Origin of the sequence: Coleofasciculus sp. G1-WW12-02 (genome assembly GCF_040219735.1) — a bacterium.
GTDB lineage: Bacteria > Cyanobacteriota > Cyanobacteriia > Cyanobacteriales > Coleofasciculaceae > Coleofasciculus.
This window is the reverse complement of record NZ_JAVJRX010000110.1, coordinates 1-12,269: the sequence shown is the minus strand read 5'-3', so window position 1 is coordinate 12,269 and position 12,269 is coordinate 1. Positions and strand designations below refer to the sequence as shown.

Genomic DNA, 12,269 nt, shown 5'->3' with positions numbered 1-12,269 from the left:
ACATCTGCTTTCCCTACAAAGCACGTCGTCAAGCGGTATTACGGCTTCCTTTATTACACCATCTGATGCAAAAAAGCAACCGCCCAACGGTTGTTTGTTGTGGTGAGGCATGTACAAGATTCGGCTACAGGCATTACAGTCATCAATCTCAGATTATGATTGTCAGGATATTGGTTGAGCGATAATATATTCGTTCATTTTGGACTAATGGCATCAGTCTTGTAGCTAATCTAAAGATAGAATTTAGAGCCATGTTGAATTATTTTTTTTAAGAATCTGCTGAAAATATCTATCCTTAGAACGAAGCGATTGATATCACCCCTCATAAGAGAGAAACTCTATTTTGGGAATCAGGGGGTCTTGCACAATACCCACGCCATGAAATCCCCAGCGTTGGAGCAATCCTTTTAACTGAGTTCCGGAAACAGACTCAACGGCAAAGCGATCGCTCAGATCAGCCGCGTGGGTATTCAGATAGCTGAGGGCTTCAAACTGTTCGCGAAACATCAATAAGTACCCTGCTCCCATCTCACTATCCCTAGGGGTAGGTTTGGCAGCAAGATAGCGCCCGTCAACTCGAGAAAGAATTAAGTAATAGATTTGGCTAAACATTTTGATGGGTCATTTGTCATTTATCATACTCGCTTCGCGAGAAGCAAGCTACGTCGTGCTTCATGCATTCTGTAGTGGTTCTTTTCACTCTTATCGTTTCTTCCCTCACAAAAGATGCGACTAAACCCGCCCCTAAACCCGCCTTTACAAATCAGGTTTCATCGAGGGTAGCGAAGGGTAAAATTTGTCCTTTATTCGAGCATTGATATGTAAGCGACGTTCTTGGTCAAGGAACAGGGGATTTATAATTCATATTCCGATTATTTAAGATTTTCTAGGCGAATGCGCGGATCAACAAATTTGAGCAGCAAATCAGCGAGTAAATTACCGACAATCAGCATCACCGCCGCCATCATCAAGGCTGCCATCACCAGATAGGTGTCTTTGGCGGTGACGGCTTGTAACGTCAACCGTCCTAAACCGGGCCAATTAAAGAAAAATTCGGCAATAAACGCACCACTTAACAAACTAGCAAATTCAAAACCCAGGATGGTGATCAGGGGATTAACCGCATTCCGTAAGGCATGGACATAGATCACCCGATTTTCTGGAAGTCCCTTGGCACGGGCTGTTTGGATATAATCTTGCCGCAAAACATCCAACATTGCCCCTCGGGTAATTCGTTGAAGTCCGGCAAAACTCGTGATTGAGAGGGCAAGGGTTGGTAAAATCATGTGCCATCCAATATCGAGGACTTTACCAATGGGTGACAAATCGGCATGATTAATACTGGTCATGCCACCCACCGGAAAAAGCGGTGAGGTGTATTGGGCGATAATGAGCAGCAACAGGGCAGTAATAAAGCTAGGAAAGCCTTGACCGGTATAGCTAATCACCTGTAAGGCGCGATCGGCAAAGCGGCTTTGCTTGACGGCGGCAATAATCCCCAAAGGAATCGCGATCGCCCAAGTGATAATAATCGAGGAAATGGCGAGCAGTAAGGTGGCTGGGATGCGTTCCCATAGTAGGGATGATACGGAACGAAAATAAACAAAACTCTCACCAAAATCTCCCTGAGTCACAACTCGCACCAGCCAACGCCAATATTGTTTGTAGGCAGGTTGATCCAAGCCAAATTGCTGTCGGAGTTCCTCAATGCGTTCCGGGGAAATCTGGGGATTTTGCCGCAGGGTATCCAAGTAATTGCCCGGTGACAATTGAATGATGGCAAAACTGAGCGCCGATGCCAGAAATAAGGTTAATAAGGCTTGCAAGAGACGTTTGACGATGTAGAGAAACGTCTCACTGGAGACAATCCGGATGAACCCCGCCCACGCCTCATTTAAGCCATGGCGAATTGAAGAATCCTGTGTTGAAGAAGTCATTCGTCTTTATTGCTTTACTGAAGAATGTAACCCATCACCCATTGCTCATGCCCTTAATACTCAATCAAGGTAACAACCGGCACATCAGGCAGCTTCTGACGCCCCTGTAAATCCCTTAGTTCGATGATAAAACTAAAGCCCACCAGTTCACAGCCAATTTTTTGCACCAGCTTGGCGGTAGCGGCGGCGGTGCCTCCTGTAGCGATTAAATCATCGGCAATCAGAATACGACAACCGGAATCAAAGGCATCTTGATGAACTTCTAAGCGATCCATACCATATTCGAGTTCATATTCAATGGTATGCACGGCGGATGGGAGTTTACCGGGTTTACGGACAGGGATAAACCCAGCGCCGAGTTGATAGGCGAGGGGAGGACCAAAAATAAAGCCACGGGATTCCATCCCGACGACATAATCTGGCGTGAGTCCTGCTTCTTTACAGGTTTGAGCCAGGATGTCAATCGTGTAGCGTAGACCCTCTGGGTGGCGCAGCAGGGGGGTGATATCCCGAAACATGATTCCAGGTTTAGGAAAATCTGGAATATCCCGAATCAGCGACTTTAAATCCATAGGTAGATAAGGGGCTTGACTAAACAGTTTAACAATTAAATGGAAGGAAGCAGACCAATGGTGAGTCCTTGTGCCATGATGGCATCGGAAAGGGCGAATCAGTAAGTGTGTTAACACCGACTGTAGCTAAGTGGTAATGGTAACATAGACAATAAGGAGGTTATATGAAGTGCTGCGTAAAGTCGTCAAAGTCTGGTTGTACTTAACGACGTAAATCCTAAACATTTAGCCAAACATGAGAAAAACCTAAAGTGTAAACAGCAGAAATTAGCTAAAAAAAAGAAGGTGGGTAATTCACGGAACAGATATAAAAAAGTCGTAGCTAGGGTATATAACCAAGTTAGTAACTCACGACAGGATTTTCTACATCAGCTTTCTCGTAAGCTCATCAACAAAAATCAAGTTGTTGTAGTAGAGAATCTGCATGTCAAGGGCATGGTTTGTAACCATAAGCTAACCAAGGCAATATCTGATGTGGGTTGGGGAATATTAATTAACTTCCTATCTTACAAGCTTGAGAAAAAGGGCGGTAAGTTAGTTGAGATTGATAGATGGTTTCCTCGCTCTAAACGTTGCTCTAACTGCTACTACCAGGTTGATGAGATGCCACTGGAGATGAGGGAGCGGACTCAATACTGCTCGGTTAAGAAAAATTGTAGGTTGGGTAGAGCGCAAGCGTTACCCAACAAACCCAGTAAAACGTTGGATTTCGTTACCTCAACCCAACCTACCTGCCCTTCTGCTCAAGGCTTATCCGAGCAGTATTGGGAGTGGACTTGTCCGAGCTGTGGGACTCATCATCATAGAGATAGTAACGCCTCGACCCATATTAGAGCAGAAGGTATCAGAATATTACAGGCGGATGGAACAGCCGTCTGTGCTAGTGGAGGGGAAGTAAGACCCAAGAGCGGACGTAAATCTCTCATGAGGTATTCCCCCCTGAATCTAGAAGCCCACACTACACCTCCTGTCCTGAGAAGAGCGAAGGATCACAAAGGATCAGGTCAGTGTTGGGTAGTTCACTTGCAAATTCTTTCTGTATAGAAGACGAGTTCACCTACAATCGCTACTTAGAATGATTCTTTCTGTAAGCGTAATGCCGACAAACAGTTCTACTGCTCCATCCCATCCCGTAATTTTAGATAATTTACCCGATCCCGGTATCTCAGATCGGGGATGCCCGTCACGAAGTCGGCAGCAGATTGACCTGATTTTACTTGCCATTGAAGCGTTGGAACTGGGAGGTTCTGAAGCGATGCTGCTAGTCGCCAAACAGCTAGAACTTCAGGACATTATCAATAATCGTGTGGTTCTTTGGCGTCTACGCTGCACCAATCCCTTGCGACGCTCTCACACGCGCCGTCCGCTGAATCTAGAAGAAGCTAAAGCCTTAGTGATTATAGCCAGTTATCTGGCTCGCCGCATGACGGTTGTGATTCGACAACTGCTTCTGGCTTACGAACAACTGAGTCAAAAGCAGGTTCCCATCGAACAACATTTTCGCTTGTCCTCCTATCTAGAGCGGTTCCGGGCGCATTTCCGTAGCCGGATGAACCCACGAAGGGCAAAGGTCTCTGTGTACAATACCGATGAAAAGTTAAATGAGCTAGCATTGTCGCTGTTAGCTCAGTTGCTGTTTTGTACAGGAACCTCTGGTATGCAGCGATTTTGGATTAGTTTGTTTGATGGAGAAGTTGGATGAATGATCCGAACCAGAGGTTGAGAGCGTCCGTAGCTATAGTTGTGGGTTCCATAGGGAAAAAACGATGACAATTCGACGCCAGTACAGTTTGCCCAACTGTACGCTGATTCTAGAGGGATTAAGTGATACAACCGCAGGGGGGGGAGACCAGCTTGATGCTCGCCCGCTGATGACGATTCTGGTTAATGCAGAATGCCGTTTTATGGGTCAGCCGCAGCCCATTAGCGGCGGACGAGATTTTTTTGAGAGCTTGGTTGAGTCTGTCAATCGGTATGCTCAAGAATTTTTGAGTCACGTCCCTCACCCTCAACTTGATGGCGCTAAACCACCTTTGGTGCAGTTACAACAACTTCCGGATAAAAACTTGCACCATTTAAGGGTGGGGCAAACCGCAGAAGTTCTTTCGGGTGTTACTTCTGATTCCCATAGCGCATCAGGGACTTCTGCGGGAGGGATAGATGGCAAAAATCCTGTACAGCTTGATTTGACAACGGTACAGCTATTTGATTTGGTTGAGGCGATCGATCAGTTCCTCGCGGATCAGCACACGTTGCCTGATCTGGCTGTACCCTTACAACCGATTTCCCGACGGTATCGCAAAGCTGACCAATCCGTCGCCCAGCGAACCGCACCCACTGCGATTGGTGTGACGAGTTTAGCTGTAGCAGCGTTGGCTTTATTCTTTGTACCCGTCCCAGAAGTGCGTCCTCCCAAGCCAGCCTCTGAGTCTGATGTCACGGAAACAACGTCTCCAACCCCAGATAGCCCAGGTCAAGTCACCCCAACCCCCACCTCAAGTCCCCCTTCGGCGGCTGAACTGGAGGACGAATTAACCTCAACTCGAGAGATTACGAATCCAACGGAGTTGAGTTATTTGAAGCGTTATCTGCACAGAGAACTCAATCAAGAATGGGATAACCGGGAAGGGTTAAATCAGAATTTAGAGTATCAGGTTACGGTTGGCGGAGACGGAGATATTCTAGGGTATAAACCTGTTGATGATACGCCTATTGATAGTGCGGCAAAAACTCCCTTACCGGAGTTGAGCTATATTCCCACAGAAGGCGGTACAGCAAGCCGAGAAACCTTTGCTCTGTTCCGGGTGGTATTTACCCCAGGTGGTGTGTTGCAAATCAGTCCTTGGCAAGGCTATCAGGAAGAACCTGGTTTAGGACCCGAAATCACGGAGCGGAGGTTACTGAGACAATTAAATAATCAACTCTACAGCACGTTAGACGAACGGTGGGAAGGAACACCGTTATCACGAAGACCATTAAATTACCGAGTGGCTGTCACTGAAGATGGCACGATCGCGGACTACGAACCGACCAATCAACCAGCTTGGGATTATGTAGCGGAAACACCGTTGGCAGATTTAGCTGACCCAGAAGCGGCTGGTATTGGCAGTGAGGAAACTGGATTTGTTCCCGACCAACCCTTAGCTCAGTTTCAGGTGGTGTTTAAGCCGAATGGTGTGCTGGAAGTTAGTCCTTTACGGGGATTCTGATGAGTAGGGTGGGCAATGCCCACCAGCCTTAAGTGCGATCGCGGGAGAATCAAGCTGGGCGGTTTAAACCGCAGCTACACAGACCAAACCCGCCTTCGCGGGTTATAACAATTATAATTTTCTTCTAACGGCTATTACTACACTGATGCTCTAGTCTTACCTCTGTTCTCTGTTACCTCTACCTTTTTCCCTGTTCTTCCCTTCATTCTTTTTTTCCTATTCTTATCCCCAAAACTATCATGAAGCAATGTATAGAAACAGGGAATAATAAATAGCGTCAATCCAGTTGCTAGGGACAATCCCGAAAATACCACCACACCTAACGGTTGTAAAAACTCTGACCCTTGCCCAATCCCCAGCGCCAGAGGAAACAAGCCTAAAACGGTGGTAATTGTGGTCATTAAAATCGGTCGTAAACGTTGAGGCGCGGCTTGCAAAATCGCTGTTTTGCGGTCAACCTTTTCTCGCTCATAAATTTGATTGGCAAACTCGACCATCACGATCGCGTTATTTACCACAATCCCTACCAGGAGTACCGCCCCCACTAGAACCGTTGCGCCCATGGCGGTTTGGGTGAGATACAGTCCCAAAATTCCCCCGGCTAAGGCGAGGGGTACAGTCAGCATAATCACCAAGGGGTCAATCAGGGAATTATACTGCACCGCCATGACCACAAACACCATAAACGCGGCTAATCCTCCCAGCACCTTCAGTGAATTTTGGAGTTGCTGATTGGTTTCACTAGCGGAACTGGGTAAAATAGATACACCATCTGGTAAATCTAATTCGGCTAACACCGCATCAGTTTCCGCTAACGCCTCACTCAAGGTTGCACCTTCATTTAATGTCCCCGCTATTAAGAACACTTGGCGCTGATTTATCCGCTGAATTTCACCCGGCGCTTGTCCTTGATCAATCGCCGCTACATCACCTAAGTAAATTTGACGATTATTATTGGTAAATAGGGGTAATTCTTTGATCTGAGACACGCGCTGAATCGCCGCTTGATCAAGCTGTACCCGCACATCGACCAAGCGATCGCCCCGTTGTAACTGAGTCGATACCGAACCTGCGATCGCGGTTTGAATCGTATCGCCAATTTCCTGGGCGGTTAAACCCAATTGGGCGACTCGTTCCCAGTCGGGACGAATCTGAATTTCGGGTTGGCGATCATCTGCATCCGGGCGAAACGCTGCTAAGGTAACGCGCTCATCTAACGCCTTTAACACTTGACGCCCTGCGGCTTCTAATTGCTGCGTATTTGTCCCCTGTAATCCAATATCTAAATCCGCCCCGCGCACCGGCGAATTACTTAAAATAATTCCCCGCACTTCACCGGGACTCAGGCGCAGACGAGTTTGGACTAAATTTAACGTCTGCAATTCCTGATTGACTCGTTCAATAAATGTCTCGACATTACTATCAGATTTCAGCGCAATTGTACTCGTCCCGCGTAACAGGTTTTCTGATGTATTCCCACCAAACAAAAACCCGCCAGATGTGGTAAACGCATACTCGGCTTCCGGTTGCGCTAAGAGAATATCATCCACCGCCATCATCACTTGTCGATTCTGATCCAGGGTAGTTCCTGGTGGAAATTGGGCAAACATTCGGGCTTGTCCGGTATCAATTCGGGGCAGAATTTCTTGGGGAATTTGACTAGCTAAGGCTAAACTTCCCCCACCTAGAATTAAAACAGCCAGGGCGATTACCAGAAGGCGATACCGCAGCACCCGCGCCAGGAACCCTTTGTAACCAAGGGTTGCGGCTGCAAAGCGACGATTAAAGGCTTGCAATAGCCAAAATCGGTTTAAGCCACTTGACCAAGGGATTGCCAAGAGGCGAGACGAAAGCATTGGTACAACCGTCAACGCGACAACCAAAGAGGCGGCGACAGCAAAGCTAATGGTTAAAATTAATTCACTAAACAGGAGGGAGAAAAACCCACCAATGAGCAAAAAGGGTAGGACAGCGACTAAATTAGTACTGGTGGAAGCAATGAGCGCTGATTCTACCTCTTGGGAACACCGTTCAGCTTGGGAAATGATGGATTGAGACGGGGCGGGTTTAGTTCCGTTATCGGTTTTTTCTTCAATGGTATCGGTCAAACCCGCCCCTACACCTGGATTATCAGACACCCCGGCTGCGATCGTTTCTAGCATAACGATCGCGTTATCCACGACAATCCCGACTCCTAACGCCAATCCCCCTAAACTAAACACGTTCAGGGATAAGCCAAATAACTGCATTAAAATCACAGCGGCTAGGGTGGCTAGGGGAATCGCAATTACAATAATTAAGGTTTGCCGCAATGAACCCAAAAACAACAGCACCGCAAACGCCGCTAACGTGGCTCCCACTAACCCCGAACTCGCCACATTGGCAATAGAATTCTGGATGAAAATTGACTCATCCAAGGTGGCTAATAATTCAATATCCTCTTTAATTAAACCAGATTCCCGTAGCTGTTCAATGCGTTTTTTTACCCCATTCACAACTTCGATGGTATTCGCATCCGGTTGTTTCTGAATACTAAGTTTAACCGCTGGTTCTCCATTCAGAAAGACAAATACCCGTTGGTCTTCCGTTCCATCAATAACCTCAGCAAAATCGCGCAGATAGACACGACGAGAAGGATTTGTTGCGTCTGTATCGTCTATTTCAAAGGACAAATTCCGCAGTTCTTCCGCATCTTGGAAACGTCCCATCGTCCGCGTCAAGGGTTCTGACTCTTCCCCCCGTATCCGTCCCCCCGCCACATCTTGATTGCGCTCATCTAGGGCATCTAGGACATCGGTTAATCCTAATCCTAATCGCTGTAAACGATTCGGGTCAATCAAAACTCTGACCTCTTCCGTTACCCCGCCAGACACATCCACGGAGGCGACTCCGGGAACAACACTCAGTTCACGACTGAGTTCTTCATCCGCAAATACGCGCAAATCCACATCTTTTAGGGATGGAGATTTCAGCGCCAATTCATAAACAGGTAATTGAGAGGGGTCAAATTTAAATAAACGCGGTTCCTCAATAATATCGGGTAAATTAGACTGAGCGCGGTTATATGCCGCTGTTGCATCATTCAGTGCTTGGTCAATATTACCCCCTGGTCGAAAAAACAAGTCTAAACTGATCCGTCCCTCGCGAGTTTGGGAGAAGACTTGGACAACGCCCTCAGTCGCGCTTAATCCTTCTTCTAAGGGTTTAGTAATTTCCTCAACCGCCACCTCTGGTGAGATACCGGGCGCCCCCAAACGTAAACCAATACGGGGATAGGTAATCGAGGGTAATAAATCGACCTGAATCTGGAGAATGAAAAATATCCCCAGCACAATCACCGCTAGGGTTAAGACGAGGGTACCGATATGGCGGCGAATCGCGATCGCACTAATACTTAATGGATTATTTGTCATTGGTTATTGGCGATTAATTAATCAATCATTGGCTTAGGACTAGAAAACCAGTTCAGAAATCGTGGTTGATTAATGTATTAAGATATACAAATTTTATCAAAATAAGTAAACTTTTGTAAAACGTTAACGTGGCAGAAAAAGTTTTGCCAGGTCAGTTAATGCCTGGGGTACACACTAAACGTTAATAGTTGTGGTAATCAAGAAATTCTCTCGACACTTACACCATTATAGGAGCAGCAACGGTAACGGTTCAGCTATCTCAGCCGGAGTACCGACGACTGACCCCTATGATTCAGGCTCTCCCTCTCACCGGACTTTTCAGCTTAAGTTGACACGCATGATACTGAGCCTGCCCCTACTGCTACAATCAAAGCAATCTTGAACAATTTTGGTTATGATAGCCACTCCCCAAAAATCGCCCAAAATGAGCTTTGAGGACTATCTCGAATGGGAATCTCAGCAAGAGATTCGCTATGAATATGTCAAGGGTGAAGTCTTTGCTATGACAGGCAGTACGATTCCTCATAACGATATTGCTCTGAATCTCTACACAGCCTTACGTCCTCATCTAGGTTCCAGAGGTTGTCGGGTTAATGTCTCAGACGTAAAGGTGCAAGTGAGTCCGAAGATCATTTACTACTATCCTGATGTTATCGTCAGTTGCGACCCTCAAGACCTTAACGCTCGCAAGTTTATTCAAAAGCCTAAACTTATTGTAGAAGTTCTCTCTCCTGGTACAAGTGCTAAAGATAGAGGGGAAAAATTCACTTACTATTTGACAATTCCCAGTTTGCAAGAGTATATCTTGATTGACTCGGAAACAATCTCTGTCGAACGTTACTCTCGCGGAGAGGGAAGAATGTGGCTTTACTATCCTTACCAGGCGGGAGATACCATCACTCTATCCAGCATTGAATTTGAATTTCCGATTGAATTGCTCTATGAAGGTGTCGTCTTTGAAATAGACGAATAAACGCACACCTGATGGATTATACTAGCTGTAATAACTAAATATTACCCTAAGCCAGAATAGAACAGTCTTCTTGCCGTATGAGTAGTAACTGTGACAATTCAGCTATCTCAGCCAGACTTCCTACAACTCACCCGCATTGTTCAGAATTTACCTGACTTTGCCAATGTGCGCGATCGCACAGACTTGGTTGCAGAGGCGTTGGCAAATGTAGTGCAAGTGAATAGCATCTTGGCGCGGCTAGACTTAGACGGTTCTCCGATGGTTGTTTCTGTCGAAGTCGTAAGCTTTTTATCTCAGTTTGGACAGGTGGCTGACGGGAAAGAGACTTTAACGGTTTTCCTCAACTCTAAGCTGTCACGCATTTAAATTGGGAATGGGTAGCGAGCAAGATGCTGGCATTACAATGATTTTGCCGTTGTTGACATTAAGATTTAAATGCCGAACAATGTATTCAACTTTTGACAAGCGATGAAGATTCAGACTTTATTTCTGAGTTAATGAACAACTTGTAGGGGCGACCTACGAATAGAAACTGGTTATTTCATGGTTACTGTTGGGCAATTGTGGCGATAAATCCGGATTAACGATTACAAACTAGCACTGGGTTCTCTTTGATGCCATTGTAATTGAACGCTGTGTCTGCATTGAAATATTGAGCTTATCTGCTAGTTTCTGACGCTCCCTAAATCCTATATCGTGCATATAGCAGTGACGCAGAATAATCTCTTTTAAGAAACGCTGGCAAATGTAGTTTTTTGAGAATTCAATGTTCAATTTATCAATCTTATTAATATCTATTTTTTTCTCAAACTGCAATTCAATAATTTCTTGAATCAATCGCCATGCAGGATTGCCTTTGCTTTCAGTTACTTTAATATAGATTTCACGACCTTTTGCAGATCCCAGAGAGAACGAAATTTTGTAAAGCATACCCAAAATTACCAGGTAATTCATTCCTAAGTAAAAATACTCTATCTCCCGAATAATTTTTGAATCTGAAATATTTTGATTATGCTCTATTGTCTTTTTTATTTTTCTGATTGACTCTTCTCGCACGTATTCCGAAAATCTTAGAAATACGTTAAGGAATCTTAGTGAAACTGAGAGTGATTCTTCATAGATTAACTCTAGATGGCTTCTTTCTAGGGAACCAAGTCTATTCCTAAAAATTTGTCCGCAGACTTCAATGGCTCGGACTACTTTATTCACTTTTTCTATCAACTCTGATGGATCTTGATTCTCATCGACATATCTATTGCGATCTTCTTGTTGTTCTTCAATAATGTCTTTTTGCCTATCGTGTTTTAACCGTTCTTGTCTGGCATCACGTTCTTCTAAAATAAGTTCAGGTATTTGTTTAGTAAAATCTTGAAGAAAAGATAGAGAACCTGATTCTAGTGTTACTGCTTTCTCGTCAGAAAAGATATCCATCACAGAAAGTATAATCTCATCGATAATCCATGGATCTTTAGAATGAAATGTAAGAAAAAGTACTATATTCGATGCCTTTTCAAGATGTATTTTATTTACTAAGTTTTTTATTCTCTTTTTAGCTTCTTCTCCTTTTTGAAGAGATTCTGCTATTTTTTTTGCCGCAAAAAAGTAAAACAGATAACGGTAACGAAACTTTAAGATATTATCTGAGCGTTGTAGAATAAATGAATTGACTAAATCTCCAATCACTTTGTTTTGATCAACTGGAAGGAAATTCTTTGAATATTTTTCAAAGAATGTATGCAATTCAGATTCATCAAGACTCTCGGTGGACTCGGAGGAAGACTCTAAAATTGCTCCCCCAAGTTCTGATAAAACATTGAAGTATGTATCAATTTCGGTTTGTTTTACATGAACACGCTCTAGTGCTTGGTAGATCAAATACTGATAACAGTGTCCATAAGCAGTAAGTTCAAGTCTGTGTGAAGTCATTGTCTCGAAAGACTGAAGAAGCATCAAAATGTGGAATGGCTTTGCTGGAACTATATTCTTGCGTACAAGTGAGTCCACATGGAGCTGTAGTTCATCTTTCGTAAGGATTCAGGGGTCGTGGAAATCCGATGAAGGGGGAAGGCTTCGCCTCGTTTTGGCTATGAGTCGAGTACAGCAGTTTGGCAGAGGCGAAGGCTTGCCCCTTTTGCTCCGGCACGGAGAGAACTAACTGAGTGGGG

General features: G+C 45.0%; 9 protein-coding genes and 1 pseudogene. 5 read left to right on the top strand and 5 right to left on the bottom strand.

What is annotated here, in order from left to right; genetic code table 11:
* Positions 1-315: 315 nt before the first annotated feature.
* From RID09_RS18195 to RID09_RS18185, 3 genes are all read right to left on the bottom strand, one after another.
* Positions 316-612: a hypothetical protein gene (locus RID09_RS18195; RefSeq protein ID WP_446337335.1), complete on the bottom strand. Its 297-nt coding sequence runs from the start codon at positions 610-612 to the stop codon at positions 316-318.
* Between the two features lie 260 nt (positions 613-872).
* Complete coding sequence (locus RID09_RS18190) at positions 873-1,937, bottom strand: ABC transporter permease (protein WP_446337334.1); 1,065 nt, start codon at positions 1,935-1,937, stop codon at positions 873-875.
* Between the two features lie 53 nt (positions 1,938-1,990).
* Complete coding sequence (locus RID09_RS18185) at positions 1,991-2,509, bottom strand: adenine phosphoribosyltransferase (protein ID WP_446337360.1); 519 nt, start codon at positions 2,507-2,509, stop codon at positions 1,991-1,993.
* 213 nt (positions 2,510-2,722) lie between these two features.
* Here RID09_RS18185 and RID09_RS18180 point away from each other — a divergent pair.
* The 3 genes and pseudogenes from RID09_RS18180 to RID09_RS18170 all read left to right on the top strand — a co-directional run.
* Positions 2,723-3,553: pseudogene (locus RID09_RS18180) on the top strand (RNA-guided endonuclease InsQ/TnpB family protein); the annotation flags it as partial.
* Between the two features lie 31 nt (positions 3,554-3,584).
* Positions 3,585-4,211 carry a DUF3038 domain-containing protein gene (locus RID09_RS18175; RefSeq protein ID WP_446337333.1) on the top strand — a complete coding sequence of 209 codons (627 nt, stop codon included), beginning with the start codon at positions 3,585-3,587 and terminating at the stop codon, positions 4,209-4,211.
* Between the two features lie 64 nt (positions 4,212-4,275).
* Positions 4,276-5,718, top strand: coding sequence for a DUF4335 domain-containing protein (locus RID09_RS18170; RefSeq protein ID WP_446337332.1), 1,443 nt, complete (start codon positions 4,276-4,278; stop codon positions 5,716-5,718).
* Between the two features lie 137 nt (positions 5,719-5,855).
* Here the strand turns inward: RID09_RS18170 and RID09_RS18165 are convergent, their stop codons facing one another.
* A complete protein-coding gene (locus RID09_RS18165) occupies positions 5,856-9,131 on the bottom strand; it encodes an efflux RND transporter permease subunit (RefSeq protein WP_446337331.1) in 3,276 nt (1,091 codons plus the stop codon).
* A gap of 394 nt (positions 9,132-9,525) precedes the next feature.
* Between RID09_RS18165 and RID09_RS18160 the strand changes: the two genes are divergently transcribed.
* Together RID09_RS18160 and RID09_RS18155 are read left to right on the top strand one after the other, a co-directional pair.
* A complete protein-coding gene (locus RID09_RS18160) occupies positions 9,526-10,104 on the top strand; it encodes a Uma2 family endonuclease (protein WP_446337330.1) in 579 nt (192 codons plus the stop codon).
* Between the two features lie 90 nt (positions 10,105-10,194).
* Positions 10,195-10,470 (top strand): hypothetical protein, encoded by a 276-nt coding sequence (locus RID09_RS18155; protein WP_446337329.1) that lies wholly within the window; start codon positions 10,195-10,197, stop codon positions 10,468-10,470.
* Between the two features lie 228 nt (positions 10,471-10,698).
* On the opposite strand, the gene RID09_RS18150 is transcribed toward RID09_RS18155, so the two are convergent.
* Positions 10,699-12,030, bottom strand: a complete 1,332-nt coding sequence (locus RID09_RS18150; RefSeq protein ID WP_446337328.1) for an STAND family AAA ATPase — start codon at positions 12,028-12,030, stop codon at positions 10,699-10,701.
* Positions 12,031-12,269 lie beyond the last annotated feature (239 nt).

Excerpts from the sequence above, each read along its gene's own strand:
- RID09_RS18195 (WP_446337335.1), bottom strand. The coding sequence starts at position 612 with ATGTTTAGCCAAATCTATTACTTAATTCTTTCTCGAGTTGACGGGCGC.
- RID09_RS18190 (WP_446337334.1), bottom strand. The coding sequence starts at position 1,937 with ATGACTTCTTCAACACAGGATTCTTCAATTCGCCATGGCTTAAATGAG.
- RID09_RS18185 (WP_446337360.1), bottom strand. The coding sequence starts at position 2,509 with ATGGATTTAAAGTCGCTGATTCGGGATATTCCAGATTTTCCTAAACCT.
- RID09_RS18175 (WP_446337333.1), top strand. The coding sequence starts at position 3,585 with ATGATTCTTTCTGTAAGCGTAATGCCGACAAACAGTTCTACTGCTCCA.
- RID09_RS18170 (WP_446337332.1), top strand. The coding sequence starts at position 4,276 with ATGACAATTCGACGCCAGTACAGTTTGCCCAACTGTACGCTGATTCTA.
- RID09_RS18165 (WP_446337331.1), bottom strand. The coding sequence starts at position 9,131 with ATGACAAATAATCCATTAAGTATTAGTGCGATCGCGATTCGCCGCCAT.
- RID09_RS18160 (WP_446337330.1), top strand. The coding sequence starts at position 9,526 with ATGATAGCCACTCCCCAAAAATCGCCCAAAATGAGCTTTGAGGACTAT.
- RID09_RS18150 (WP_446337328.1), bottom strand. The coding sequence starts at position 12,030 with ATGACTTCACACAGACTTGAACTTACTGCTTATGGACACTGTTATCAG.